This is a genomic window from Paenalcaligenes sp. GW821-LYS-B07-1 (assembly GCF_058803365.1).
In genome coordinates, this window is record NZ_CM179516.1 from 1,649,766 (window position 1) to 1,676,498 (window position 26,733).

Consider the following 26,733-nt stretch of genomic DNA (forward strand, 5'->3'; position numbering starts at 1 on the left):
CATGGAGGTACGTGAAAAGTGCATCGTTACAGTGCTATTTTGGTGATATGCTCGGAGTCCAACGACTCTGCCTAGCGATAACCAAAGGCTCATATCATGGAACAACTACAGCAGCTTTTGATGGTTTACATAGCCTATTTGATTGCAACAGCAAGCCCTGGGCCCAGTAATATGGCCATCATGGGAATGGCGATGAGCCAAGGCAGAGGTTCTGCCTTGCTGTTAGCGTTCGGTGTGATCACGGGTAGTTTGTTTTGGGCTGCGATGGCGGCTACAGGGATTTCAGCAATACTTGCTACCTATGCTAATGCACTGTTCGTCATCAAAGTAGTGGGCGGTCTGTACCTGCTGTATTTAGCCTACAAAGCAGCAAAGTCTGCACTCAGCACCAAAATGCCCTCCTCAGTAGTGGCCCGCTTACCTGCCAACAAGTGGCAAATTTATAGGCGTGGTCTGTTGCTGCATCTGACCAATCCTAAAGCGGTATTGGCATGGATAGCAATTATGTCTCTAGGGCTTAGACCGGACTCTCCCACTACTACGTTGCTGGCAATAATCTTTGGTTGCGCGATATTAAGTGTTGTAGTGTTTGGGGGGTATGCCATTGTGTTTTCTACAGCACCTATGATTCGTTCGTATTTAAAAGCACGCCGCTGGATTGAGGGTGTGCTGGCGATAGCATTTGGTTATGCTGGTATACGGCTGTTGTTAGCTAAAGCTATATAATTGGCGGCATGTTTTTCCTTCCCCGTCTCTCGCAAAACTTAAGCTGGGTCACGCAACGCTCGTTGCTGTGGCTGCTACTGCTTGCGATTGTGGTACGAGGGCTGGTGCCTGCAGGCTATATGCCCGATGCTGCAGCTGCCCAAAACGGGCAGTTGGCACTGACATTTTGTACGGCTGATGGTGCAGTAAGCACACTGCGTTTTGCTTCCGAATCAGGTCATGATGACTCGTCGTCCGCAAGTGGCGACATGGATTGTGTATTTGGTGTGTTGTCGCTGCAAGCGACGATGACGCCACCTGAGGGCGCAGTGCAGCCTAAGCCTGTATTACAGCAGTCACCGCTGTTGGTGCGTGCTGAGCAGATACAGGCTCCTATTCTTCTTACTCAAGGGCCTCCTTTAGGTTCTAGAGCTCCCCCCGTTGTTCACTAACGTTGCACATTTTGTGCAGCCTACGTTTTTGTGCCATCAACAGTTGTTGAGGCGAGCTTGGCGTACTGCCAACGCTAGAGAAAACGTGGCTGTCAGGTTGTGATGTATCCGTGTTTTACGCATGTGCTGTTCATCTTTTGGAGTGAGCAACTGGCGTAGGCGTGGCTATGTCTATTTCATACTGGATGGCACCATCTTGTGGTGCCTCCCTGCGTTGGCTACAACATGCAAAGATATATTCATCAAATTGGCGCGGCGGCGATGCTGGCCTTGTGTCCGGTAGCGGCGGTTTATGCGGCTACCTCAGAACATCCACCTAATGCAGATCAAGGTGTACAGGCATCCACACTGGCCCCTATACAGGTGCGCGGCTTACAAACACATGTAGCGAATGGGCCTGTGGATTTTCAGGCGATTACTTCAACGGCGAGTCGATTAGGATTAAGCATCAGCGAAACACCCGCAACGGTGACGGTGATAGGCCGAGAAACCATTGAACAGCGTGGTGCTGACAATACCCAAGAAATGTTGCGGGGCGTACCGGGTATCAGTGCGTCGTCACCCCCTGGTGCGATAAATGTCAGCTACAGGGGCTTTACTTCTGGCCAAGTGGCCGTTTTGTATAACGGCATTAATCTTCAAGATACCGGCCAAGCTACACGTCCTGTAGATAGCTGGATCTATGACCGCGTAGAGGTTATGGGCGGGCCATCAGGCTTTTTGTATGGGGCTGGGGCGGTAGGCGGCACCATTAACTACATTAGCAAGCTGGCCCAGCGGGACGACTTCTACGATGCACAGTTGCGGGTGGGTTCGTATGGCTTACGCAGTGTAGGCCTAGGGCTGAATAGACAGTTAAGCGGTCAAGAGGGTGGGCCTGCGCATTACGTGCGTATTGATGCGTTACACCGAGCAGGAGATGGTTGGGTGGATAGGAATTCAGCACGTGCCAATCAAGTGGCGGTATCGCTGTTGTCGGATTTCACTCCTAGGCTATCGCACACGTTGGCTTACGAGTACCAAACAGAAGTGGAGCGTAGCCCCTACTTTGGCACACCCGTACTAAATCCCAAGGTGGGCGAACTCAAAATAGATCGCAAAACGCGCTATAAGAATTACAACAGCCGTGATGCGCGCTACGAGCAACGTGTACAGTGGTTGCGGTCAATCGTTGATTACACTATTTCTGATGCGTGGAAATTTCAAAACACGGCGTATTGGTATGACGCTAGGCGTGATTTTCGTAATCTAGAAAACTATAACTACACGCCAGATAACAGTGCCGTGATACGTAGCGGCCCCTATCTGCAGCGGCATGAACACCAGCTGTATGGCAATAGAATGGTGGCCACCTATAACGGCAACCTTGGCCAACTAAAAAGTGATTGGGCCTTCGCGTTGGATGCCAGTATGAGCTACCGGACTAATTTCCCCAGTAGCGCGACCTACGAGAGCATCGTGGACCCCTATGATTTTGACGTAGAGGACTTCTTCGATATACCGGGTATGTACGACAGTTTTCAACGAGATAGACGTACTCGGTTGCGCACTTTAGCAGTGTCAGCGGAAAACCGTACCGAGCTGCTTTCTAACCTGCAATTGATTACAGCCTTACGCTATGAGCGTTTGAAACTAGACCTGAATAACTACCGTACGGCAAGTGCGACCAACCCTGCGCATTTTGGGCGTAGTTACTCGGCGACCACTGGGCGAGTAGGGCTAGTGTGGGACCCTGCGCTGGGTATTAATCTTTACGCGCAATACGCCACATCAGCCGATGCGCCTGCGGGTGGTTTAACCACGACCAGCTACGCCAATCTTAATGACAACGCGAAGCTTAGTACGGGTAGGCAAGTTGAAGTAGGGGGGCGGTTTAGCTTTTGGGAAGACCGTGTCACCGTGGGGTTAGCAGCGTATGAAATCCAACGGAAAAATGTGGCTACCCCTGATCCACAAAACCCACGCACGACAGTGCAGGCAGGTAAACAGTCTTCACGAGGTGTAGAGCTTTCCGTGGGTATGCAGCCCATTTCCGCGTTGAGGTTACAGGCCAATCTTGCCTACGTAGATGCTCAATACGACACGTTTAATCAAAAAGTGGGCAACGAGATTGTGTCTATGACGGGAAAAAGGCCTGTAAACGTGCCTAACGTTGTGGCCAACCTATGGGTAGATTACGACTTTCTGCCGCAATGGACTGCCAGTGCAGCGGTGCGTCATGTGAGTAAGGTGTATGGCAATGTGGCCAACACCTACTACGTCCCAGCCTACACACTGCTGGATGTAGGTGTGTCGTATAAGCTGAATTCCAGCCTGACGTTAGTGGGGCGTGTACGTAATCTAACCAATGAAACTTACGCCGTAGGCACCAACAGCATTTCCTACTATTACGCAGGTGCTCCTAGAACGTACGAGCTCACATTGCGTGCCGCATTCTAGGGGGTAAGAATGCGGCTACGTAACCCGAAGGGTCTTGTGTATTGGTTGCACCGTTGGAGTGGGGTGGCGGTTGCCATCCTCATGGTGCTTTGGTTTTTTAGCGGGATAGTGATGCTGTTTGTAGGCTATCCAAAATTGTATCCGTGGGAGCACATGGCTAGACTGGAGCCCTTAAGGCAAGCGTCATGCTGTGTGTCATTGCATGCGGCGTTAGACGCTGTACCACACACAGATTCCATCGTGAGTAGTGTGCGCGTCGTGGTAGTAGGAGGGAAGCCACAATATCAGATCGTGCAGGGAGCTAACGTTTATGCAGTAGATGCGCAATCAGGCACTTTGTTAGCGCCTATAGATGAAGAACAAGCGCTAGACTCCGTTGCTCATTATTTACAGGGCAGCTCACCCACGTATGAAGGCTTGGTCGAAGCAGATCTTTGGACACGATCAGGCGTGTTGCACCCACATCGGCCTTTGCATAAGGTGCGGGCAAATGATGCCGCAGATACTGTGGTCTATGTCTCGTCTCGCACGGGGGAAACAGTGCTGCTTGCGGATGCCCACACACGTAGTTGGAACTACGTAGGTGCATGGCTGCATTGGCTATACATGTTTAGAGGGCCTACGCCTGACCCTATCTGGCATTGGCTAGTGGTAGTGCTTTCAGCGGTAGCAGTGGTGAGCACTATAGCGGGTACGGTAGTAGGCATATGGCGTTGGCGTTTTCGTAAGCCCTACCGTTCTGGTGCGCGAACACCGTATCCATCCAGAGCAATGCGCTGGCATCATATTGCAGGTTTATTGTTCTGTGGTGTGACCTTAACGTGGATAGTCAGCGGATTACTTTCCATGAACCCATTGGGTGTGTTTTCACCAGGCCAAGTCGCCAATAAAGCTGCCTACCAAGGCAAAGTCTTAAGCGCTGCGTGGTTTGATAAAACCGCACAAGACTTTATTGCTACGATGCCACCAGACAGCCTGCGAGAAATACAGTGGACGCTGATAGACAGCCAACCGTATTTGATTGGACGTACAGCAGATAATCACCCTGTAGTCATGCCTGCAGCAGAGGGGCTACCACCAACGATTGACCACTACATAGACGAACATCAGTTGCTGGCAGCGGCCAAGCATTTATTTGATTTCCCTATAGTGTCTGTTCAGCGACTAGAGCAGTACGACACCTACTACTACACCAGAGCACCACAAGCTATGCGTGGCGCACGAGAAAAACCACTGCCTATTTTGCGCATTCAGTTTGCGGATCCAGACAGCAACTGGGTACACCTAGACCCACGTACGGGCGCAATAGAAAGCATCATGGATAAGCATCAACGTTCAGGCCGCTGGTGGTTTGAATTACTGCATAGCTGGGATCTACCGGTAATGCTGCAGTTTGCAACGCTACGCGATGTGGTGCTGATCGTGCTGAGCGTGGGTGGATTGCTAGCCAGTGCAACGGGGGTGTTGATTGGGTATAGGCGCGTGCGTAACACGATGGTTGCTAGGCGTGCGCGGAGGAGAAGGGGTAGGCTGTAAAGTGAACGCCAGTCACCGAGGCAAGCTACTGGATTATCACTATGAATGTGATTAATGTCAGTATAAGGAGTAAAAGCAGCAGGCAAAAAAACAGCGAAATGTTAACCAGAATGCACCGAGCCCTGAGCCTTCTTTCAGTATTTTTGAAGGAAGGCCTAAAGCGATAAATTTTTTAGCCAGCTCTTTTCTTATCTTTAGGTCTGGCATTTTTTTTTCGTATCAGAGCAAAAAGATGGCCGCATTCACGATAAGATCGCGTTTGATGAGTTGCAGCCAGGCAAAGTGTGGCCACTCCTTCAGATCAACGGATCTAATAATCCATTGCTTACCATCGAGGACTTCTCCCACGGTTGTTTGTTGAGTAGTGGTTTTCTTTCTGCTTGCTCTTCTGCTTGGGACAACAGTTTCTGCAATGAGTCAGGTGCGATCCAGTCATCAGAGTCTATAAAACAAATCCATGTACCTATGGCATTTTTTATGCCAGTGTTTCTAGCGCTTGATAAACCACCATTTTCTTTATTAATAATTCTAAATCTTGGATCATTACGACATGCTTCTTTTATAATGGATGGGCTTGAGTCTGTTGAGCCATCATTGATAAATAGAAATTCAAAATTTGGATTGGATTGTTTTTTTATTGAATCTATTAAATCAGGAAGATATTTTTCCACATTATAAACAGGTATTATAACGCTGACTTCAATATTGTTTTTCATATAATAAATCTCAATGTGTATAATTTTTTTTAAGGTGAGAAATGATGTGGTTTTGTTTGGGTGGTTAATTTTTGGTGTTTATAATTTTTTTCTGGAGAAATATTAAACTATAGATTCTGAATTTCAACTAAAGGTAAGCAGGTGAGGGTAATTGCTATGATTGTAGTTGAACATGATGCGGTAGAAAAATAAAAGGTGGGTAGAGGAGTGGTTGTCGTAATGGTGCTGCCAGTGGTGTGCTGGATGCGGGATTGTTCTGAAGGTACAGTCATGGCTGGCAAACTCCCTGGGATGATGCCAGTCATGATCTACGTGCGCGTACTTTAGTGCAAAAAACTAAGGATTAGGAGATTAGGGCATAAAGGCTGTCTACCAAATAGTTGCGGATGAAACCCCCATTGCTAGAATGATTACATCCACAGTAGGAAAATTAAAAAACTCGCTTGTGATTCCTACTGGATACAATCTGGCTGTTGCTGAAATTGAGTATGTAGAGGGGAGAAAAAGTAGTAGAGATATAAATGGAATTTTTTCCCCATTTACTAAAAAATCTTATGTATACAAATCGGAGGAGGAGTTAAGGTTTTTGCTGTATAGGCCCAATTCAGATCTTGAGTCAGACAGAGCAGATAATGGTACTAATATAGGACTAAACCTAAAAGAAATGATTACTGATGTTGTGGCACATTACCAAACACCCAGTTGGATGATGCAGTCTATAAATGACGTTACGCAAAAAGCATTAGGCAAGGAGGCGCGTGAGTCAGATATAAAGAAAGAGATCGAGTCATCAGCCATGGCTCGATCTATGTTTCAGTGAAGGTACTGCAAGCTTAATTCCCAAAAGCCCTCCCAAGATTAGGCGCTCTCAGCCTGCGGCCATCTGGTGATGCAAAGTAATTCTGCTTGATCTTATTGGTGACGACTTGAGCGACCTTCCTAAAGGCAATGATTGAGTCAAGTTAGAAGCAGCTCTACCAAGAGCGTAGCGACAGTCTCTCTGCTTAGGAAACCTGTCCTTTTTTGGGTATGTCGCCCGTATTTTTAAATCGTTGAGCATCCACTTGGGCTGATTCGGAAGAATTATACGGACCAAACCTAACCTGTCCGGTAAGGTCACGAACAACAATTCGTCCCGAAACTATAGTGGTTCTTTCTAGTTCGCTTATTGATACAAAATATTGACCATCTTGCTCATCTACTGTGGCGCGTCGCACTTTCATGATCTTCCTCGTATTTTCATATCGTTCTAAAGCATATTCCTAAAAAGGTAACTTTATGCAATCAAAACTTGGGTCAAATCGTCAAAAAATTGAGGTAGATCAACAAAGCGCAAAACTCTCTCGTATCAACACATGCGATGAAAAATATGGCGGTGAGTAGGAGGTTGGCGATGATATGCAGCGTATGTGAGGGCTTGTACCGCTACTAACTCACGAGGAAGCGGACAGCCTATTTTGCTGGTGCAGATTAAGAGTTAGATGAAGTGTTGAGATGAGAAAATTGCCCTAATCGATGCACACTTAATTGTGAGAGAGTCAATGACTTCGACCAACAGTTTTGATGAAATGTAGGCGCCATGAGTTGAAGATGAGGAGGTAACATCACTTGCTTTATGCTTCTTAAGTAGCTGATCAATTCTTTTTCCGTGATGTTCTAGCTCATCTATAAGCTCTTGTATCTTGAATTTCAGTATTGTTTTGAATATCGAAATACCGTGCAGGTGTGGTTCCAAACGTGCTACGAAATGCAGCAATGAAACTGGATGGTGATTCGTAACCAACAGCATAAGCGATGTTGGAGATGCTTTCCTCTTGAGCTACCAGTTCTAGTGCTGTCATCATTCGCAATCTGTGTCTCCAGTTGCCAAAAGACATTCCAGTTTCTGAGATGAACAAACGTTCAATTGTTTTGATACTACCTCCAAATTGTGGTGCCAGACTTGCTAGAGGTGTACGGTCTGAGGGGTGTTGCTGAAGCCACTTTGCTAAACGGACAGCACGATTATCGCTAGGAGCCGGTAAATTAAGAGGTGCTTGTGGTAACGCACTCAGTTGTTCCAGAAGAACGCGAGCTAAACGACTTTCATTAGAGTTATGTGGATAGTCCCAAGGTAAGCGAGCACACGCCAAAATTAGTTCTCGGACTAATGCCGATACGTTGACGACTACGCAAGCATCCCATCTGGGTGATCCTAGGGCTCTGGGTTCAATATATAGGATGGTTAAGTCAACGGGGTGTTTTGCTTCAAACCCATGTTCTGTACCGCCGCTAATCCAGATTGCCCGCGTCGGGGGAAGTATCCACCTGCCATGTTTAGTAATAACGTGCATAACCCCTCTAGTTGAGTACATGAATTGGTCACGTTTGTGTGTGTGCATGTCTACTTGACTAGCTGGTGGCCAGTGTTCTTCCATGCTCACGACATGAGAAATAGCAGAATCAGGGCCAAAATCGGTTTGACGTTTTATCGACATATTTAGTCATTGTATCGTTATTGGTTATTTATGGAAGAGCTATAACATAGTACCTATTGAGTTCACTGAGATTGGAAATTGTATGCAAACACACATGCATTTCGATAATGTACAAGGTAGGTCTTCCAAAAAAAAATCCCCCAGTATTTCACAAGCAAAACTCGCAACTAAACTGGCCTTTTTTATTGCTGGGTTTGGTTTGTCTTGTTGGGCTCCAATGGTTCCATACGCTAAGGCACGACTAGGTGCTAGTCATGCAGAGCTGGGGACTATTTTGTTATTTCTGGGTCTTGGTAGTGTATTAGGAATGCCAGGTGCCGGTGCGTTAGCTGGTAGGTTTGGGAGTAAAACGTTGATCCTTTACGGTAGCGTAGGGTTGATGTTGGCATTACCAATAATGGCTATAGCCCCTACAAGTTTGATGTTGGGAGGGGCGCTCTTTTTATTCGGTTTATCGCTCGGTGCTGTTGATGTTGCAGCAAATATTCATGGTACAGAAGTTCAGACGCAGGCTGGAAAAACATTAATGTCCGGCTTCCACGGTTTATACAGCGTAGGTGGCCTACTTGGTGCTGCTGTAATGACAGCAGCTTTGTCTTTGGGCGTAGGGTTAGTTGTGAGTGCTCTTCTTGTTAGCACAATTGTTTTGGTGTGCATCTCTATTGCTGCACCGAGATTTTTGGCGACACGCTCGTCAGATAAGCGCAAAGAGAAGTCGTTTGTAATACCTCATAGTGTTGTGGTGCTATTGGGCGTCATAGCACTACTTATTTTCTTAGTTGAAGGTGCTGTGCTTGATTGGGGTGCGGTTTTACTTAGTGAGTATAGAAATATCTCGGTAGGAAATGCGGGGGCAGGGTATGTGGTTTTTGCATTGGCTATGACTATTGCACGCTTGGTTGGTGATCGTTTCGTGATGACTGTTGGGAATAGGGCCACGCTTTTGATTGGTGCAGTATTGACAATGATAGGTGTAGGAGTAGCCTCACAGGCGGAGGTTTTTCCTATAATCTTAGTGGGTTTAGGAATTGCAGGTTTTGGTGCAGCAAATATAGTACCTGTTGTATTTAGCCTTGCTGGTTCCCAAAGGTTTATGCCTGCTAGTTATGCGATAGCAGTGACTGGTACGTTGGGCTACCTTGGCGTTTTTCTTGGGCCAGCTGTTATTGGTTACGTGGCCGGAGTCACTGGTCTTCCAATAGCTTTTGGTGCTTTGGCTGCGTTAATGATAATTGTTATAGTGCTTTCAGGTATCGTGGTTCGTCATGCTCTCAAAGAGCATCATGAATAAGCATATCTTAGAGAATTTCAGTGAGTGTGCAGTGTAAGCCTTGTGGTGGATTTAGGGGGGGGCTTTACAAGCTAACACTCGCAGTCATTATTGCTTTTTGGTAAGAGTTTTTAAGTATCATCCTTACTCCTTCAGATCTAGGGTGATTAGTGGTGTACGTTCCTGGTGGGTGGCTGCTCACCAGGAACAATTAAATAATGGTTGTACTGATATAAAAATAGCCCCTGAGAAGGGGCTAAATTATTCTAATCTCACTTAGCCTCTAGCAATAGCTAGAAGCTAGAGTTAACGCGGATTAGAGTAGTGGTGGCACAGTGTGAGAGATAGGTACAGACAACACTGTAGGCCCACTTCTGCTTAGTGCTTTTTGGCATTCTGCTTTGATTTCTTCAATAGTCTCAGCATGAGCACCGGTAGCGCCGTAGCCTTTAGCAAGAGACACAAAATCCAAGCCAGGAATATCTAAGCCCGGTACATTAGGGGTCTCTTCCAATACGGCAAAGGCTTTCAGGATGCTGTATTGCGAGTTGCATGGAACAACGAAAAGAATAGGCAGCTTCTGTTGCACCGCTGTCCATAGAGCTTGGATTGCATATTGGAATGATCCATCACCAATAGCAACTACCACAGGGCGCGGATGTGCTTTCTCTTTTTCTGCAAGCGCAATACCGACACTAGCAGGTAGATTCCAGCCCAGACTGCCACTTGCTGCGGTGTAAAAAGAATCAGGCTTATCAATTGGCCATGCAGTGTGAAGTTCGGCAATATTGGAAGGGGACTCTTCCATAATGATCGTATCTTCTGGGCAAGCTGCACGTAGCGCTTGGAACAATTCCAGAGCGGTCAATTTACCATCTTGAGCAGCGGCAGCTTTAGGTGCTGGATGTGGAGCCATGCCATGGGCTTGCTTCACCGGTGCAGCAGCTGTTTGAGCACGTTTCGTGACTAAACTTTCTAGAATCTCTAATGAGAGAACGGCATCGCCAAGAAGACTATCACCAACTGGGGCGCGACCACTTTCGTTAGGGTCATCAGTGATGTGTAAGAGTTGCAGATTATCCGGTAAGTAGGAGCCTTCTACCCATGGGTAGTAACGGAAGACAGGTGCACCAATTACGATAGCAACGTCATAACCCTCAAGGCGTTCAGAGAGCGGGCCTTTCGCAAAGGGTAAACCACCGCAGTAAAGTGGGTGAGTTTCAGGGAAAGGAGGGCGCTCAGATGATGGTGCCGCGAAAACATGGGCCTGTAATTTTTCTGCCAGTTTAATAGCTTGGTTCCAGCCATCACCACGAGCAATAGAAGAACCGTAAATCAGGGCAGGGTTTTTGGCCTTAGACAGTTTCTCTGCAAACTCTTTAATTAAGCTTGGGTCTGGGGCAATGCGGGTGGATATTTTTCTAACTACTGCAGCTTCTGTCGCGGGTTGATCCCAGTCATCTAAAGGTATGGATAAAAATACTGGGCCTGCTGGTGCTTGCATAGCCATAGCATAGGCACGCATAAACGCTGCGGGTACGTCTTCAGCGCGTACAGGCTCGTAGCTCCATTTCACCCAAGGTTGCGGTAGAACAGTGGGTTGTACGTTCGTTAACCAAGGCTCCATGAGCAACATGTCGCGGGTCTGGTTTCCAGCCGTGATAATCAATGGGGTTTTATTCATATAGGCAGTCATGATGTTGCTCATGGCATTGCACAGACCGGCTGAAGTATGGACGTTTACGATTGCTGGTTTGCGGGTTGCCTGAGCATAGCCATCTGCAGCACCTACTGCGGAAGCTTCTTGTAGTACCTGTACGTATTTGAAGTCTTCAGGAAAATTCTTGAGAAAAGTCTCTTCTGTGGATCCTGGGTTTCCGAATACGGTAGTGAGCTCTAGCTCACGCAGTAGATCCATCGTAACGTCGCGTATGGTTTTTTGTTCCATATGATCTTTCTCCAAGTTTCTGATTTGGTAAAGGTACTGTTTGCGATTCTAAAAATGTGAGTATATGCGATGGTTCTTGTTTATCAGATTACAGATATAAAGCAATGAATAAAAACAATTTAAACTTTTGATTATTAATATTATTGTATGAATTTTATTGTGTTACTTAATATTTCTCGGGTTGATGATTTTTAATTCAAAATAGTATTGAAATGCATTCTTGTTTTTGGATTAATCATTTGTAGACGTGGAAAAATCGAACAACAAAGAGCGTAACGCTGCATTCACCTACAGTCAGCTTTTTTCTGTCTATAAAGCACTTAGGCTAGTGAACTCCATACTTGTACTAGTCCAAGCACATCGTCGAGCTGATCACATCAATCGCAGACAGGGCATAGGCAGCCTATGGTGGTAGGTTTGAGGGGATCTAATTAGTTAGGGGTACTCGCTTTAGCTAGTTCTGCCATTGCTTCTATGACGGATGGAAGTTTCTGTGCACCAATTTTTTGAGATAGTTCAGCTTTGGCTGATTCCCATATGGGTAAGGCTTTGAGCAGTGTGCTCTTGCCCAAATTGGTTAGCAGTAAATGTTTGCCAGAGCGACCGCGCCCACCCTCGGCGCAGACCAAGCCGCTTGCTTCCAGAGTGCGTACACTCCGGCTTAGTGTTGTCGGATCAACCCCAGAGCTAGCAGCCAGCTTAACAAGCGTAGTTCCCTTCGCTGCACCTATTCCGACTAGCAGGCTGAATTGTTCAGCTGTGAGATCTAGAGTCTTGAAATGGTTGTTGTAATAACGAGTGATAGCTCGTGCGGTAGCTCGTGCTTGGAATCCTGGGCATGTAACCGCAATGCAGTTCAACATCTCTTGATTAAGTTCGCTCATCCATGTATCTCGACAAAGTAATGAGAATATAATACTGTATATACACTATTTTGCAATTTTCGGAGAGAAAAATGCCAGCGTATGTGCATATAAACTTGCGAATTATTGACCCAGCTAAGCAGGCGAAGTTAGCCCCTCGTTTTATGGATGCTCTAGAGGATGCGGGTGGAAAAATTCTGCATTTCGGCCCTGTGATGCAAGCCTTGGAGGGAGACATAGAGCCTTTTCCGTTGGCAGGGGTCTTCGAGTTTCCGACGTTAGATAAGGCTCTAGCCTTTTATAATTCTGAGAAGTATGCACCAATTAAGTTAGAGCGCAATGAAGCTCAGCAAGCGCGAATGTTTGTCGTTGAAATAGCCTAAACTCGGCAAGCGAAATGGCTTGTGAGCTGACAGCTATTCAGTCAGCGATCTGGCAATAAAAATCAAGCTGCGAAGGAGTTATCCGTTGAGAATTAGATCTGTCACTGCGGCAATGCCATACGAAAAAGATCCATGCTCTCCGTTTCAATACTCAAAGGGGATAATCGATGAGCTAGGACTCAGGGTTGGAAAGTCATTCCCGGATGACTTTCTTTGGTATCTGGCAAATATTGGCTGGCGAAAAATTGATTACGACCATCAGACAATCCTGGTGAGGGCCGGAGACTATCTTCACGATTTGCAATTTGAAGCGGTCGAGAATGAGGTGTTCTCTGTCAGCAACTACAAAGATTTTACGGAGAGCAATGAGGGCCATTTGTTGCCCCATGACACCAAGCTCTATTTCCCATTCGGGCAGATCAAGGGGGGCAATCCTCAAGTCTCGTTTCGCCTGCTGATAAGCCTGAACGACGAAAACCGGGGTTCGATCTGGGCGGTTCGGAGGGTTGGATACTCTGGTGATCAGGGTCCATCGCAACCGATTCGAATTGCAGATGATATGGCCGCTTTTCTTGAACAGATCGGTCCAGACAAGAAGCTACGTCCTGTGGCTGAAAGGAGCAATGAAGAGCTGTTCGAACGCCTGATGGCGGACTATCTAGCCTCGACCGATATTACGCCGACAACGGCGGCTGACCCTCAGGCGCTTATCATGTCATTTCTCGAGCGACCCAGCGAAATGATTTTCGATGGCGTACGTAACGTGGAGTACCAACACCGCGTTAACGGGCAGCGTTTCGAGAGCAGGGAGGAATTCACAGAGAAGGCCAACTGGTTTGCAACGAAACTGCCCAGCAATCCCTATCATGCGCCGCCTCCATTATTGCGGCGTGAGATCAAGATCGGTGCAGCGCAGACTTTCGATCGTACCTATGTTTTCAATCAGAAAAAACACAATTATAAACTGGTGCCTGTCGAGAGCCTAGTTGGGGACAACAATCGCTTGAATGAGGAGTATCTACTCCATCATGGTAAGGGCGGATGGACCATGCTGCGCAGATACAGAGCGACGATCCAAGATGTTCGTATCAAGGGTGTGGGCACGTTCACGTTCGATTCGACCTATCAATGGCAACTAAAGAAAAAGGTAACGCCGGCGTGGAGTGAACTACCTTTTGAAGTGAATGTGGACGGCGAGGAGGACGCGCTCACCGCGTCACGTGTCGCCTTCGTTAAGGAAATCATCAATAACACCGCATTCAAGCCGGTTTTCGAGGCCTATGTGTTCAGTCTCTATAGCGAAACGATGTATTCTGAGTTTGAGGCAATGTCGGATGACGAGAGGGCTGAATGGGCTGATTGTTATCCCAAAATCAGCAGTCCTGGCGAAATCTGGAAGCTGCTTGGCAAAACGTGTAGCCTTTATGTCGATAACGACGATGGGTTTAATCTTGCTGCTGATGCTTGCTGGGACCCCGAGCATGGTCTGACAGTGACGGTCAAGCAGTGGTGCATCGAGCGGTAATGCAATTTGAAGTCGGTTTTCTACGATGATGAGTTGAGTTACTTAAGTCAGAACGAAAGGGTTTGAACCTTCTAACCCTTGCACCCCATGTATGAACCTAAACTGTTTAGATTGATTCTGCAATCGCTAAATGCGGTCTTAGGCAAACTTTTATATGTCGGCGTACGCTAATTCATTAGCCTTGCTTTCAAATAAATCGAGCATAAAATCAGCAACTGCCCTAACTCGGCGAGAATGAGTCAGGTCTGAATGAATCACCAGCCATATTGCTTGGTCTATGCCTAGCTCTGAAATGACACATTCCAAACCTGCATTACGCGCTAAAAAATGAGGCAGAACAGCAAGTCCAACTCCCGCGTTTGCGGCTGCAAGTTGACTCGCTAGACTGTTAGTTAAGAGTCTAGCGGGTCTGTCTGATAATACGCGATTAATCCACTGTGCTGATGGTAAATGGCTATATGTTTCAAGCCAACCAATGAGGTGGTCTGACTCTAATGAAGAGGTACTCTTATCTATTGAGTGATTAGCTAGATATGTAGAAGAGCCGTAGAGTCCGAAACCTAGAGTACCTATGCGCCTGAGAGTAACATTTCCATTGTTTGGTTTGACCAGTCTGATTGCTAGATCGGCATCTCTGCGGTGCAAGTTGATAGTGTTTGCGCTAGTAACGATCTCAAGAGTCAGGTTTGGATGTGTATCTAAAAAATGGCTGAGTGACGGTATGATCAGTGGATTTGCTAAGTTCTCAGCAGTAGCAAGTCGTACATGCCCAACGACTTGGTTTACCTCAGTAGCTTCAAAAGCCTGGCCTGCCAACTCTAATGTTTCAGCACGATCGAGTAAAGCAGTGCCCTCATCGGTCAAAAAGTAGCCGCTTTGATGTCGCGAAAAAAGCTTAACTCCGAGAGATCTTTCTAATCTATCCAAGCGTCGCGTAACAGTAGCTATTCCAAGTTTTAATAACTTTGATGCCTGAGTTAATGTTCCTGTGCGGGCAATAGCTAGAAATATCCGAACATCGTCCCAATTTAAGTTCTTTTTCATGTGTTTTCCGTTTTTGGAAAATTGAATTCCATAATGTTCTATTGATACCGTATTTTTGAAAGATGATACTACATGCATCTTTATAGGAGAAATCAATATGAATAACCGGAATCTAGGTAATGGACTAAGCGTCTCCCCAATAGGATTGGGTTGCATGGGAATGAGTGAGTTTTACAGTCCTCGTGATGAAGTTGCTTCCATGCAAGTGCTCCACAAAGCAGTGGAATTAGGAGTGACTATGTTCGATACGGCTGATATGTACGGCCCGAATCATAATGAGGAGCTCATTGGTAAGTTTCTGAGGTTGCACCGAAAAAATATAAAAATTGCAACTAAGTTTGGAATCATACGAAATGGGGGAGAGCAGCGTAGAGCTATTGATAATAGTCCTGAGTACGCTAAGCAGGCATGCGAAGCATCATTGAAACGGCTTGGTGTTGAGCAGATTGACCTGTACTACGTTCACCGTATTGAGCCAGGAAGACCAATTGAAGAGACGATGCAAGGCCTTGTAGATCTAAAACAAGCAGGAAAAATTGCACATATTGGTTTAAGTGAGGTCAGTGCGGATACTTTAAGACGCGCACATGCTGTTCACCCTATCACCGCAGTGCAAAGTGAGTTCTCACTTTGGAGCAGGGATGTGGAGTCTGAGATTCTTCCTGTTTGCCGAGAGCTTGGTATCGGGTTTGTGGCTTACTCACCTTTGGGACGTGGGTTTTTAACAGGTCGTTTCCAGGATAGCAGCCAGATAGATGCTACTGATTTTCGAGCTACTTTACCTCGTTTTCAACCAGAGAATGCTAAGAAGAACGAATCGTTTGTATCAGTAATCTCTGAACTAGCCATTAAAAAAGGGGTTACTCCTGCGCAAATTGCCATTGCATGGCTACTAGCTCAGGGGGATGATATTGTGCCTATTCCTGGCACGAACTCGTTGCGAAATCTTACTGACAATATCGCTGCCGCAAATATCCAACTTACAGAAGAAGAGCTTCATGCATTGTCAAACAAAATTTCTGACATACGTGCTGTAGGTGAGCGCTATACTAAAGAAGGTATGAAGGGAGTGGGCTTATGACTGCTATGAATGGAAATCGACGGGAAATAGCTTTGTCGCTTTTGAAGGGGCTTGACCCAGAAGCACCTGCGAAGGTAGCTAAGAGGCTTGACAGGTTGTCACCGGATTTTGCCGAATTGATTCTAGGATTTTCTTTCGCTGACATCGTTTCTCGCCCAGGTATAGATCTGAAAACTAGGGAGATGTTGACTGTTGCTGCATTAATGGCAATGGGAACAGCAGCACCACAGTTGGAGTTTCATATACGTGCCTCATTAAATGTTGGTGTCAGTCGTGAAGAGATTATTGAAATTATTTTACAAATTGCAGTATATGCAGGTGTTCCGGCATGTATGAACGGCATTACAGCGGCGGAAGCAGCCTTCTCTGCACATACAGAAAGGTAAATGAATACCTTTTCTTCCTCATTAACTATACCTGTTAATTAGTAAATTTTATGTCTGCTTCAAATGAAACTGTTTCATGGCGTGTATGGGCTGCCGTGATTGCATTGGGCATTAGCACCTTCACTATTGTGACAACAGAGTTGGCTCCCATTGGATTGCTTTCGCAACTTGCAGAAAGTTTTTAGAAAAGTGAGGCTACGACAGGATTGGTTGTATCTGTCTACGCGTGGCTTGCCGCTTTTTCACCAGTATTTTCCGCAATGATGGGCGCTAGAGTTGTTGGTGCAATTGCTCATGGCGCATTTTGGGCTGTTATTGGAACCATTGGGGCGCAGTTGGTATAGATCGGCCTAATAAATATCTAATGATTCGTTCTGTGCTTTTGATTCATTGTTAGAAGATACATGTAGAAATGTTTATTTAAAATTCAATTTTTTAAATAAAAGTGATCTATATTAATGGCTATATTGCAAAAAAATAAAGAGTAAATTTTTAGTTTTGGTTATTAAAAAAATTTTTATTTTCAATTTTTGGTTTTTACAATAGTAGAGCAGTTAGGGTGGATTTTTATAAAGAGTAATAAAATATAAATATATGATTTTATTTTGAAAGTTGTGATAGTTAATGATTTTTTTGTTTATTGTATTTAATTAAAAAGGTAGTTCTATGAGTGAGATATTTTATTTAACAGATATGTATGAAGATCAGTATTTTCCTGATTTTCTTGTCGATAAGGTCAAGGTTGTTTTGGAAAATATTTTTCTATTACTAGAAAAAAATAGTAATAATAAAGAAGTTGTACAGTCTATTTTTGATGAGGCAATGAATGAAATTAATGGGTTAGCTGGAGAGTTTGAAGAAAATGGTAGTGAGATAGAAACAATGGCAAGAGATGATATTGCGAAAACAGTTGAACAAATATTGCAAAATTTTAAGATTGATATTGAGTTAGAAGAGGCAATGAGGAATCGGAATTGGTGAGATCGGAGTCCTTGTTGTTAAAATTAACAATTTAAAAATTATATCTATCTCGGACTTGTTGAGTATTCATAATTTTAACCAAAAGCTCTCTCCAAAGATGGTTAGGGCGGTATTGCCCGTTCTTTGGGGGCACGTCGCAGCGCAGCTATCAAGGGTCAAAGATGGCCATTGGCCACCAGCACAACGTGCGTAGCCTTTGAAAGCGAGAACGATGTGACACAATGACGGATAGCAAGACAGCCCACGGTGGTGGGCTTGAGGTGAAGTAAGTTGATGAGGAAACGCTACTCTAGCGATGCTGCAATAGAACACCCTTATTCCCTTGCCTACTTCAACGATGTGGTTTCTGTTATCGGTAGGTAATAAATGAGGGAATTTCTATGCTTTAGGGGTCGTCGTTATCCAAAAACACTGGGCCTTCATCTACTGGCTGTTCTGTCCTAGTTGTGGCCACTAAATCTGCTGCGAGTCTAGTTTGAGCTGTGACTGTATCTCCATAGGCCAAGTTATATAAATGTAGTAACTGCTTGGCTTCTGCTTGGAGTCTATCCTGTAACTCTACTTTTGATTCTGCGTCGCCATCATTAATAAACTCGACTAACTGGTGTATGTCAGCATGCTTTCTGCTGTAAAAGCTAGGTTCAGTTTTTGTACTCATGTGTTGCCTCTTGAAGAATTAGTGGTGGACGTGGTGGTGCTATTTTGTAGACAGTGGCGCGTGATACTCCATATGTCTTGGCTATCTGTGTGACAGGTATAGATGGATCTGTCATGAGCCGTTGGATTTCGTGTATTTTCTTGTCGTTCAGTTTTGGTGGTCTTCCACCCTTACGGCCACGAGCTCGTGCGGCGATAAGACCGGACTGTGTACGTTCACGGATTAGGTTGCGCTCAAACTCGGCCACAATGGCAATTAAGCTCGATACGCTGCGAGCCAGTCGGTCCAATCACCAAACAACTAGAACATCGCCAGTGCGTAAGGCTTTCAGACAGTGTTCAAGTTCTGGTCTTACTTTGACGGAGCTGGCCTTTTCTTCATAAATGAGATCACAGTTAGCTTGGGATAATGCGTCTAACTGTAGGTCGAGGTTTTGCTCAGTGGTCGAAACTCGTGCATAGCCTATACACCTTGTTGTCGCCATTGTTGTACACCCTTTTTTAGACGTTGATTTATAGACGAGTTTGCGACATTAATAGATGAAAAAATAGCCCCTAAAAAGGGGCTGAAAAAGTTGTCTCATAAACTAACGTTTTTTAGACACCAAAGGTATTTTATGAGGTTTTGGTATCACTTTTCTGGGGCCTCCAGGCTGGAACTGCAATCGTTGGTAGTTTCTGTTGATCGCCTAGTGTGAGGTTGACGTCAATCCAATCATACATAGTTGGAGAGCAAAAAAAGCCTTTTGTATCGGGGGGGGCTGTAGGTTGTATATTTCCATTCTGATGGTACGCTGCTGTGCGTGCTATTAACACCTCCTTGTCTGGAAACATCGACCATAAGTCAGATATCTTGGAAGTGTCGAATCTATTTTGCATATCTAGGACTTTATTCCAAAAGCTATTTACATCTTGAGGGCGCTTTGTCACTCGAGTTTTTGGAGGGGAGGGGAGGTGGGTAGCTTTTAAAGCAGTCAGTAGATTTTTCTCGGTTGTGCCCCAGTCTGCTAATTCAATGAGAGGAAGGTATGCCACAAGTTGTAATGGCGAGGGCATAGTTTGTGCGCGAGGTTTGCCTTCGAGCATGTTATGGGGATCTATATCTACAATAACTACAGCCTGGTCACGTTTGCTTAGGGCATCACTTTTATCATTGTAGAAAATACCTTTCGACCAGCCATGATATGGTGTAAGTTTTGAAATATATCCCGTTTCAGTTTCATCAGATTTCCAGCTACCACTTCCTATAAAGCAACTGCCGCCGACAAGGCTTTTTCCGTCGATACTATTACAGAAAACAGTTGCGGTGCCTGCGGCAAGGAAAACAGATTGTCCAGCAATCCAATAATCTGCTGAGCGTGATGTGGCCGCTGGTACAGCAAGTAGTGAGCGACGTACATTAACTCCATTTCCTGTAATGGAAAGATGCTGTGATAGCTTTTCAATATCTTCCATAACTATTCTTTTTTCAGTCATCTGCCCAAATCTACGGTTCATTGCAACTATGTCGTTGTACATCTGGACATAATTTGCAGGACTAGATAAAAGAAAGATTTCTGAACAAATTAATTCGAGCAAATATTGGAGTGGCAACTCAGTAGTTGTTAAGAGGTCATTCAGAACCTCTGTTGGAAGCTCAAGGCCAAACTCGTTCTCTATTTTTTTCGCTAAATGATATCGATTAAATAAAGGTTCTAGAGGAGCTTTGGATGGCTTGAAAAACTCGCTCAGAGCGATTGAGCGATATTTCTTATGTCGTGAAAAATCAAAAACAAGTCCTCGGGCTAATGCATCGTGGTGGTAGTCGTGCCCTAAGTCTCTCTTTTTTAGTGATGCAGAAAAAGACAGTGATATTTTTTTTGGCATAGGCCAAATCAAGGTAAGAGGAGCAGTTAGGTGCTCAACTGATGAAGCATCATTTTGCAAATCTATATAAGTGCCTGCTAAGACGGACACAGTTTTATGGGCAAGATACTCTTTTAGCCAACTAATTGTCTCTCGCCTTACTGAGTATTCAGGCAGCACTAGTAGGTCAACTCCCAACTCTTGACAACTGTCGATAACGCGTTTCAGGATGCTTTGCCTTCTGTGCTCCGACCAGCTAGGTAGTGTCTGTAAGGCGCAGTCTGTCTCTCCCCAAAGGTGCATGCTGTTGACGTTATTCGTCGATTTCAATACTTTGCGATAGATGTCATTGTTTGCTTCAGGAGATGCTAGGAACTCTGACAGCATATCTTTTCTACTTGCGCAGAAAGGCCAGTTGGTAGGGCATACTTCGACAAGCGGGTGCTTATACGTAATATCAAAGTCTGCTTGTAATAAAGCTACTCGAATGTGTCCACTCAGTTTGCTATCTTTACGCAGGGACCATTCTGTATGCTGGTTTTTTCGAAAGGCATTTATTGTGCTTTGCAAAGGTATTGTCGATGAATCACCTGACTCAAGCCCTGGTATAGTGGGCTCGTCATTTGAGGAGGGTGATGAGTTTGGTGATGTGGCCTTCTCAGCGTGTTTTTGAGATGTTGTGTCTTGAGCCGTTAGGAGTGGGCTGACTTCCCCTTGAGTGGGTAGAGTATTTTCTTCGTAAGCCTCTGGTTTTTTTTCCAAGTTTGGTTTGGCTATAGAGATAGATGCAAATGGCTCACCGAGCGCTGAAATTGATAATAATGCCCCACTTTTTCTATCAAAAACCTCAGACCAAACACGATGAAAACTGCCGTTAATCGGTATTTCTTCAATATGTTTAGCATTTCTTGGAAAGTGAGAGATCATCCAAGGTGCCATATCTCGTACACCACTTCGAGAGTCAGTAAATCTTCCTGTCTGGGCGTTATAACCAAATGCTTTTTCAATAACTAGAACGACTTCGAATTTTAATTCTTTGTCGATTGTTTTGGTTAAATCAACGACAGATTCTAATAGGTCAATGCTTAGTAGATCTAGGCTTTCACTGTTAAGTACGCCAAAGGGCCAGTCAAGCGTATTCGTGTCATCAGTACTATAGGAGTCGATTTGATACAGAGTCTGAGTGATATTTTTGAGTTTCGAATATAAGTCATCGGATATGTGGTCGTCAGCAGTATCAATTCTTGATAAACGATGGCCAAGTCGTTGTATTAGTTGAAATAGGCTATCTGTAAATGACTGTCGCTCAGCTTTACCGTTTGCATGTTCCTTATTCGTTGCATTTAATGGAGACGAAATCTCCCATTCGCTAGGAAAATCTAACTCTGGATAGCGCTCGAAAGCACCATGGCTCCGCATAGAGGCTATTACGCCATCAATAGCCACGAGTATTGCCGAGCTAATAACTCCCGCGCGCAGGGCTTTCCAAGCAAGATCTCCTGCGAGCTCGATACTTACTGGGGCCTTAAATAGGGCTCTAGAAAAACATAGAAGTCCGGCTAGATCACGCCGAAGAGTCGGATCTACTTTATCAGCCGATAGGAGCGTGCTGCTAATGGCAAGAGGTAGCCTAGAGAGAACTCTAGTGGTAAGGCTTGTCAGAAATTTCACTGCTTCGGTGGATTGCCAGATTTCTTGAAATGACAAGTACATACCTGCAGATTCGGCCTCTGTAGCAAGCACGTGAAGAAGAGGTGCTAAAGGTGATTCAGCTGATTCCTCTGGAAAGCTCTCTAGTAAATTGAGGGCACGTTCTACTGCGGCTGGTAAATGGCTGTGGGTTGCCTGTCGCTTGCTAATCTGTGAGTTTGCATATGCACCACGTAGTTTACGAAGTTGAGTTCGTAAAACGTAACGAACGGGATTTGATAGTGCATTTGCATCAAGAGTAACGTCACATTGCGGAGTGCTAAATTTGGTGATGTCGTCATGTAGACCTAGGTAGTCTGATATAGCTACGCCAACTCGCCATAGGTGGGCCTCATATATAGGTACTTCAATTGTTCTCAGCGCACGTCCACCATCCCGAACAAATGCTTGATTTGCTATGTCTTCGCGTGATACGCCATCGCCAACCAAGTAATATGTTTCCTTATTTTCGACAGTGGCAATGTAAGGCCATGTAGGAACTAACTCCTTACCTTCGTTATTCTTTGAGTAAGTGGTGACAATTTGGGCTATAGCGCGAAATAATTTAGCAGTTTGTTTGAGATGCGAGGGAGATAGTTCATTGCTAGTAAATGGCGGTTGTTCTCGAAAATAGAGGTAGTTAGTTTTAGTAAGTTCCGCAGAGTATCGAGATAGTGCGCCATTGCTTCCATGAACTGCATGGGTTTTCCATTCTAGATTTAGTTGTGAGAGAGAGACTCCCGCGTTCGATCCAAGAATTTCTGGAGAATTAGTTGACTCGTTGCTGGATACAAAGTCGATAGCCTCAAGAGTATGCGCCTCTGTAAATTCACTGGTATTGGTCGTAGTGCCTAAAAACGAGTAAAGTCGTGGGCTGGAGCCCCCAGGAAGAGGCGGAAGCATTATTCGATTGGAGTTATTCTCTAGAGATTTACCCCATATGAGATGTGGTCGTCGGCTTAAGTAGGTAGACAAAAAGTGCTTTGGAACAATGCTTACTAGCGTTTGCAACGCAATGGCAAGTACCTGGTCGTACTCATCTGTTGAGAATTCACTCTGATCAGAGTTACTTGGTAATAAGGCTTGGAGTATGCTTGCCGACATCCCATGCATGGGCTTTGAGCGTTGATGAACTAGGGTTGGATCAACAAATGGAGTGAGGGGGTCTTCTGCCGTAGGATTTGAATCGGATAGTAGAGAGATTATTTCATGCATCCACTCGAAAGGCTGCCAAGTTCGGACGAGTTTTGAGCGCTCGACGTTTAGGTGAGATATCGGGGGAATTTTTTTGCCCAAGGTGCGTAAAGCTTTCCAATGTACCAAGGCGAATCGCACTGTTAGCTGATGCTCAGGAGCTGTTGTGTTTTTTAAAAACTCAGAATAGTCTTCTTTTTCTAAAATTTTTCTGGCTAACCATACAGTTCGTTGTCGTCGAACAGAGTTTTCTTCTGCTGAAAGTTCTGCTACGTCCCTATCTTCCTTGTCAATAAGATGTTCAAGCCCTTCTAATGCGAATAAGATCGGGGATTCCCATGCGTTTTTTTCAGGATCCAAACTCCAAGCAGCACCCTGAATACAAGCATTCCATATGTTTAAATAACGAGACCACAAAGCATCTAAATTAATTGGTTCTGGGCTTGATTGATGTTCTACAGCTAGGGAGTACCAGATTAATCTCGCTGCCTTTGAAAGTTCAGAAGCTCGTAAGTCTGGTGCCTGAAAGGCAGTTTTAACAGTCTTCAATAACGTGGTTTGAGATGCTTTATAGAGTTCTACATTGTGCAGTAAGTGCAGGGCTGATTGTCGATCGGTAGACGGTGCTACGGACCAAAACTCCCAACCAGGTTCACCATCGCCAATTAAAGGTGGCTCCCAAGCAGGACCAGAAGCAGAGAGGGATCGGCCTTTATTCACATAAGCTAAGAACTCGTCTGAACTCATAGCAGGAATCTCATCTGCTTTTGCTAAGAGGCTTAGTTTAAGATTGTTCGCACACTGATCAATTTCTTGTCTTATTTTTGCCAGTGTCTCAGGATCATCTGCCAAGAGGACAATATCGTCAACATAGCGAGCGTATCCGATGCGTGTATTTTCAGCATTGAAGCGATCCATAAGGCGGGAAGCGGTTTCATCAATGGGGAAAAGTGCTATTGAGCCTATCCATGCTGAAAGTACAGGTCCTTGAGGAATACCTATTAGGGCTTCAGTTTCCTCTGCGTAACCTGTATCGGGTCTTGCATATGTCACTCCAAAAAGGTGTTCGTCTAGCCGATCTAAAACTGTTGAAGCTTTGATAGCAGCGCTAGTCTGCTGATCTCCAAAGCCTAAAAGCTCTGCAAACTCAGGAGTGTCATTTGTGACCGAGGATATTGCCGCCTGAAGCTTTGGCAAAAGACGATCTCTAACTACATATTTACGGAGCCTGTCATAATATCGTTTGACATCTAGACGTATGCAGTAGACATAGCCAATTTCAGAAGCTTGCCTAGTCAAAGAGGTCATGAAATCACGCCAGCACTCGTGGTATGGTCGAAACATCCCTTGATCTGTAGCAGGTTGTCGACCCTCAAGGACATCCATGTCGATCTGATATGCGAAGCTCAGCGTACGTGATGTTAGTTCGCCGTATGTACCATCACCTGTTGCATCAAAACCTGTCGTGATGGTTCGGTGGCTTTCTCGATAATACCTAACGGCAGGTATATGCTGACTAAAAGAAGTTGGTGCGAATGTCTCGTCATCCCAACGTTCCGTAAGAATCTCATTTAATAAATATTGCTGGATGGTTAGGTCTTCCGCACGTGGCATGATTTTCAATCTGTATTCAGCGCCGCCGAATGACCTAGGAACCCAAACAGCATCATATGGGCCTATGGGAGCTGTCTCGCGATTACTTGATAACCGTTCAGAGATGAGGGTGTTAAAAGCTGTAGCTGCAATGTCTAATCGCTCCCAGCGCGGTTCATCGCAAGGTAGCTCACCGCGTCTTGAGCCCATATATGCAAGAATGCGAGAGTGATTGAGTTTCGCTACAGTGCTACTCAGAAACTCATCGGAGTATGCTAGACGTTTTTGGCTCCTTGGGTCTTGCGTAAAGGAGATCCATTCTGAATATGCAGGAAGGTTCTGCAGTGTCTCAGGGGTGAGGTGTGTAGGCCTGTAGAGCTGTGATGTGGCGTTGTTACCAAGTGCCTTACGTAATTGACTCAGAGTACGGTTAAATGCTCTAAATCGTCTAGAGCGTGATGCTGCTTCCCAGTCCTCTTTTGTAAGTATGTCATCTGCGGAGATACTAAATGCGTTAGCTAGAACTGCCAGTTCAGGTGGGAGACTTGCATCGGCAATCAGCTTAGGGGCTGATTGAGGCGGTATGCATTGTAGATAATCGTTTGGGTCTTTAAGCTTGTTGGCTTCACAACCAGCCGTTTCAAGCTGTTTAGCTGTTGGCCACAAAAATGAGCACTCAACAGCTTCTCGCATAAGTTTTAAACATGCATCTTCGGCACCGCGTAAACCAGCCTCATCGCGATCAAAGCTCACAACTACAGTGAGAGTAATATCGTTTGGAAGTTCGTCATTTAAGGCGCGCAGAAGACTAAGTTGTTGCTCACTCAGCTTGCTGCCCATGACTGCTACGGCAGCCATGCCCATTGACTCGAATCTTAGCGCATCAAGGAAACCTTCGCATAAATACAAAGAGATGTTTTTATGGCCTGATTTTGCATGTTGTCTAACAAAATCGAATGCATAGTCTTCACGGTAAAGAAGAGAGGACTTTGGAAAGCCGCGAGTAAATTGATATTTTGGTACTTTAGAGCTACTTGCCGTCTGGACGGCACGCCCAGCAAGGCCAAGTAGCTCTTTTTTTTGATTCCTGATTGGAAATATTATCCGATCACCAATAAAAAAATCGGTATATCGGTTTATTGCTCCTCTATCGAAATGGAGTGGAAGATGCATGTTTGGGGTGATGCCTGGTATCACCTTGTTTATTAGGAATGCATCCTCTAGCTCTCCGGCATTCTCGCGTCTGATAGATATATCCGTTTCCAGCTCTAGGGAACTAGAGAGAGTGTTACGCGTAGCATAAAGATACTCTGCTTTGGATAAGATTCTTGAATCTAAGCCTCGTTCATGTATCCAGTTTTCAAGTTTGGAGTTTTGTTTATTAGCCTTATATAAGCTTAAGCCAAGTTGAAGTCCTGATGAGTTTATGGATAAAGGCTGATTGCTTATTGATTTGTTGGCGTGGCGTGTCCGTAGTTGTTGGGATGGAGAGTTTGGATCAAGCCATTTCACAGCCTCCATGAATCCAATGTTAAGCTTTGTTTTAACAAGGTCAATAACGTCACCGTGAGCACCACATGCAAAGCAATAATAATGTTGCCGACCATGATCTCTACTTGAGTCAATGAGTAGAGATGGGGTTTTGTCATCGTGAAATGGGCATAATGCCTTGGCTTGAGTTGGTGATGTCTTTTTTAAGACCATACCCAGTCGTTCAGCTATGTTTTCAATGGAAACGTTTTTAAGCAAACGATCATAATCAATACGAGGCATATACCTTTCCTAAAAATTAATTTTTTATATTTTAACTTGCTAGTGTATGAGGTTAATGATTTTCAGAATACACAGACAACTACACATTCATTTCAATTTCGAAATTTTTCTTATATGAATGTTTTTTGTGCTTATGCAATCACAATGATTCTAGGGGTTCATTTATTGAGTAGAAA

Annotated in this window: 21 protein-coding genes and 1 pseudogene; 12 read left to right on the plus strand and 10 right to left on the minus strand. The window is 45.0% G+C overall.

Going from position 1 to position 26,733, the window contains the following annotated elements:
• Positions 1–96: 96 nt before the first annotated feature.
• The 4 genes from AC3QL0_RS07820 (at position 97) to AC3QL0_RS07835 (ending at position 5,132) form a co-directional block, all read left to right on the plus strand.
• Positions 97–726, plus strand: a complete 630-nt coding sequence (locus tag AC3QL0_RS07820; protein ID WP_493010835.1) for a LysE family translocator — start codon at positions 97–99, stop codon at positions 724–726.
• 8 nt (positions 727–734) lie between these two features.
• Positions 735–1,157: a DUF2946 family protein gene (locus AC3QL0_RS07825; protein WP_493010836.1), complete on the plus strand. Its 423-nt coding sequence runs from the start codon at positions 735–737 to the stop codon at positions 1,155–1,157.
• Positions 1,158–1,382: 225 nt separating this feature from the next.
• On the plus strand, positions 1,383–3,596 hold the full coding sequence (locus AC3QL0_RS07830) for a TonB-dependent receptor (RefSeq protein WP_493010837.1): 2,214 nt from the start codon (positions 1,383–1,385) through the stop codon (positions 3,594–3,596).
• A 9-nt stretch (positions 3,597–3,605) separates the two neighbouring features.
• Complete coding sequence (locus AC3QL0_RS07835) at positions 3,606–5,132, plus strand: PepSY domain-containing protein (protein WP_493010838.1); 1,527 nt, start codon at positions 3,606–3,608, stop codon at positions 5,130–5,132.
• Between the two features lie 296 nt (positions 5,133–5,428).
• Here AC3QL0_RS07835 and AC3QL0_RS07840 read toward each other — a convergent pair whose 3' ends face one another.
• The gene (locus AC3QL0_RS07840; RefSeq protein WP_493010839.1) at positions 5,429–5,848 is read right to left on the minus strand and encodes a glycosyltransferase family 2 protein; all 420 of its coding nucleotides are present in this window, start codon (positions 5,846–5,848) and stop codon (positions 5,429–5,431) included.
• 406 nt (positions 5,849–6,254) lie between these two features.
• Between AC3QL0_RS07840 and AC3QL0_RS07845 the strand changes: the two genes are divergently transcribed.
• Positions 6,255–6,668, plus strand: coding sequence for a hypothetical protein (locus tag AC3QL0_RS07845; protein ID WP_493010840.1), 414 nt, complete (start codon positions 6,255–6,257; stop codon positions 6,666–6,668).
• Between the two features lie 184 nt (positions 6,669–6,852).
• Here the strand turns inward: AC3QL0_RS07845 and AC3QL0_RS07850 are convergent, their stop codons facing one another.
• Together AC3QL0_RS07850 and AC3QL0_RS07855 are read right to left on the minus strand one after the other, a co-directional pair.
• On the minus strand, positions 6,853–7,071 hold the full coding sequence (locus tag AC3QL0_RS07850) for a hypothetical protein (RefSeq protein ID WP_493010841.1): 219 nt from the start codon (positions 7,069–7,071) through the stop codon (positions 6,853–6,855).
• Between the two features lie 438 nt (positions 7,072–7,509).
• A complete protein-coding gene (locus AC3QL0_RS07855) occupies positions 7,510–8,325 on the minus strand; it encodes an AraC family ligand binding domain-containing protein (RefSeq protein WP_493010842.1) in 816 nt (271 codons plus the stop codon).
• An 82-nt stretch (positions 8,326–8,407) separates the two neighbouring features.
• On the opposite strand from AC3QL0_RS07855, the gene AC3QL0_RS07860 reads away from it, so the two are divergent.
• The gene (locus tag AC3QL0_RS07860; RefSeq protein WP_493010843.1) at positions 8,408–9,616 is read left to right on the plus strand and encodes an MFS transporter; all 1,209 of its coding nucleotides are present in this window, start codon (positions 8,408–8,410) and stop codon (positions 9,614–9,616) included.
• 295 nt (positions 9,617–9,911) lie between these two features.
• On the opposite strand, the gene mdlC is transcribed toward AC3QL0_RS07860, so the two are convergent.
• Complete coding sequence (mdlC, locus tag AC3QL0_RS07865; protein WP_493010844.1) at positions 9,912–11,543, minus strand: benzoylformate decarboxylase; 1,632 nt, start codon at positions 11,541–11,543, stop codon at positions 9,912–9,914.
• Between the two features lie 431 nt (positions 11,544–11,974).
• Positions 11,975–12,427: a MarR family winged helix-turn-helix transcriptional regulator gene (locus AC3QL0_RS07870; RefSeq protein WP_493010845.1), complete on the minus strand. Its 453-nt coding sequence runs from the start codon at positions 12,425–12,427 to the stop codon at positions 11,975–11,977.
• A gap of 71 nt (positions 12,428–12,498) precedes the next feature.
• On the opposite strand from AC3QL0_RS07870, the gene AC3QL0_RS07875 reads away from it, so the two are divergent.
• Positions 12,499–12,789, plus strand: coding sequence for a DUF1330 domain-containing protein (locus tag AC3QL0_RS07875; RefSeq protein WP_493010846.1), 291 nt, complete (start codon positions 12,499–12,501; stop codon positions 12,787–12,789).
• Between the two features lie 85 nt (positions 12,790–12,874).
• On the plus strand, positions 12,875–14,314 hold the full coding sequence (locus tag AC3QL0_RS07880) for a DUF6985 domain-containing protein (protein ID WP_493010847.1): 1,440 nt from the start codon (positions 12,875–12,877) through the stop codon (positions 14,312–14,314).
• Positions 14,315–14,464: 150 nt separating this feature from the next.
• On the opposite strand, the gene AC3QL0_RS07885 is transcribed toward AC3QL0_RS07880, so the two are convergent.
• The gene (locus tag AC3QL0_RS07885; protein ID WP_493010848.1) at positions 14,465–15,358 is read right to left on the minus strand and encodes a LysR family transcriptional regulator; all 894 of its coding nucleotides are present in this window, start codon (positions 15,356–15,358) and stop codon (positions 14,465–14,467) included.
• Between the two features lie 97 nt (positions 15,359–15,455).
• On the opposite strand from AC3QL0_RS07885, the gene AC3QL0_RS07890 reads away from it, so the two are divergent.
• The 4 genes from AC3QL0_RS07890 to AC3QL0_RS07905 all read left to right on the plus strand — a co-directional run bounded on the left by AC3QL0_RS07890 (position 15,456) and on the right by AC3QL0_RS07905 (position 17,806).
• A complete protein-coding gene (locus AC3QL0_RS07890) occupies positions 15,456–16,439 on the plus strand; it encodes an aldo/keto reductase (protein ID WP_493010849.1) in 984 nt (327 codons plus the stop codon).
• The gene (locus tag AC3QL0_RS07895; RefSeq protein WP_493010850.1) at positions 16,436–16,825 is read left to right on the plus strand and encodes a carboxymuconolactone decarboxylase family protein; all 390 of its coding nucleotides are present in this window, start codon (positions 16,436–16,438) and stop codon (positions 16,823–16,825) included. The genes AC3QL0_RS07890 and AC3QL0_RS07895 overlap by 4 nt, the downstream gene beginning before the upstream one ends.
• Before the next feature lie 50 nt (positions 16,826–16,875).
• Positions 16,876–17,010 (plus strand): hypothetical protein, encoded by a 135-nt coding sequence (locus AC3QL0_RS07900; protein WP_493010851.1) that lies wholly within the window; start codon positions 16,876–16,878, stop codon positions 17,008–17,010.
• 481 nt (positions 17,011–17,491) lie between these two features.
• Positions 17,492–17,806: a DUF5713 family protein gene (locus AC3QL0_RS07905; RefSeq protein WP_493010852.1), complete on the plus strand. Its 315-nt coding sequence runs from the start codon at positions 17,492–17,494 to the stop codon at positions 17,804–17,806.
• A 385-nt stretch (positions 17,807–18,191) separates the two neighbouring features.
• Here AC3QL0_RS07905 and AC3QL0_RS07910 read toward each other — a convergent pair whose 3' ends face one another.
• From AC3QL0_RS07910 to AC3QL0_RS07925, 4 genes and pseudogenes are all read right to left on the minus strand, one after another.
• Positions 18,192–18,464 carry an FHA domain-containing protein gene (locus tag AC3QL0_RS07910; RefSeq protein ID WP_493010853.1) on the minus strand — a complete coding sequence of 91 codons (273 nt, stop codon included), beginning with the start codon at positions 18,462–18,464 and terminating at the stop codon, positions 18,192–18,194.
• Entirely contained in the window at positions 18,448–18,660 is a 213-nt protein-coding gene (locus AC3QL0_RS07915) for a helix-turn-helix domain-containing protein (RefSeq protein ID WP_493010957.1), read from the minus strand. Before AC3QL0_RS07915 ends, AC3QL0_RS07910 begins: the two co-directional genes overlap by 17 nt.
• Positions 18,649–18,948 (minus strand): annotated as a pseudogene (locus AC3QL0_RS07920) (recombinase family protein); the annotation flags it as partial. The gene AC3QL0_RS07915 and the pseudogene AC3QL0_RS07920, both read right to left, overlap by 12 nt.
• A gap of 130 nt (positions 18,949–19,078) precedes the next feature.
• Entirely contained in the window at positions 19,079–26,557 is a 7,479-nt protein-coding gene (locus AC3QL0_RS07925) for a CHC2 zinc finger domain-containing protein (RefSeq protein ID WP_493010854.1), read from the minus strand.
• Positions 26,558–26,733: the final 176 nt, after the last annotated feature.

Bases quoted from the DNA above. Each gene is read 5' to 3' on its own strand.
- AC3QL0_RS07820 (WP_493010835.1), top strand. From the start codon at position 97: ATGGAACAACTACAGCAGCTTTTGATGGTTTACATAGCCTATTTGATT.
- AC3QL0_RS07825 (WP_493010836.1), top strand. From the start codon at position 735: ATGTTTTTCCTTCCCCGTCTCTCGCAAAACTTAAGCTGGGTCACGCAA.
- AC3QL0_RS07830 (WP_493010837.1), top strand. From the start codon at position 1,383: ATGCAAAGATATATTCATCAAATTGGCGCGGCGGCGATGCTGGCCTTG.
- AC3QL0_RS07835 (WP_493010838.1), top strand. From the start codon at position 3,606: ATGCGGCTACGTAACCCGAAGGGTCTTGTGTATTGGTTGCACCGTTGG.
- AC3QL0_RS07840 (WP_493010839.1), bottom strand. From the start codon at position 5,848: ATGAAAAACAATATTGAAGTCAGCGTTATAATACCTGTTTATAATGTG.
- AC3QL0_RS07845 (WP_493010840.1), top strand. From the start codon at position 6,255: ATGATTACATCCACAGTAGGAAAATTAAAAAACTCGCTTGTGATTCCT.
- AC3QL0_RS07850 (WP_493010841.1), bottom strand. From the start codon at position 7,071: ATGAAAGTGCGACGCGCCACAGTAGATGAGCAAGATGGTCAATATTTT.
- AC3QL0_RS07855 (WP_493010842.1), bottom strand. From the start codon at position 8,325: ATGTCGATAAAACGTCAAACCGATTTTGGCCCTGATTCTGCTATTTCT.
- AC3QL0_RS07860 (WP_493010843.1), top strand. From the start codon at position 8,408: ATGCAAACACACATGCATTTCGATAATGTACAAGGTAGGTCTTCCAAA.
- mdlC (WP_493010844.1), bottom strand. From the start codon at position 11,543: ATGGAACAAAAAACCATACGCGACGTTACGATGGATCTACTGCGTGAG.
- AC3QL0_RS07870 (WP_493010845.1), bottom strand. From the start codon at position 12,427: ATGAGCGAACTTAATCAAGAGATGTTGAACTGCATTGCGGTTACATGC.
- AC3QL0_RS07875 (WP_493010846.1), top strand. From the start codon at position 12,499: ATGCCAGCGTATGTGCATATAAACTTGCGAATTATTGACCCAGCTAAG.
- AC3QL0_RS07885 (WP_493010848.1), bottom strand. From the start codon at position 15,358: ATGAAAAAGAACTTAAATTGGGACGATGTTCGGATATTTCTAGCTATT.
- AC3QL0_RS07890 (WP_493010849.1), top strand. From the start codon at position 15,456: ATGAATAACCGGAATCTAGGTAATGGACTAAGCGTCTCCCCAATAGGA.
- AC3QL0_RS07895 (WP_493010850.1), top strand. From the start codon at position 16,436: ATGACTGCTATGAATGGAAATCGACGGGAAATAGCTTTGTCGCTTTTG.
- AC3QL0_RS07900 (WP_493010851.1), top strand. From the start codon at position 16,876: ATGTCTGCTTCAAATGAAACTGTTTCATGGCGTGTATGGGCTGCCGTG.
- AC3QL0_RS07905 (WP_493010852.1), top strand. From the start codon at position 17,492: ATGAGTGAGATATTTTATTTAACAGATATGTATGAAGATCAGTATTTT.
- AC3QL0_RS07910 (WP_493010853.1), bottom strand. From the start codon at position 18,464: ATGAGTACAAAAACTGAACCTAGCTTTTACAGCAGAAAGCATGCTGAC.
- AC3QL0_RS07925 (WP_493010854.1), bottom strand. From the start codon at position 26,557: ATGCCTCGTATTGATTATGATCGTTTGCTTAAAAACGTTTCCATTGAA.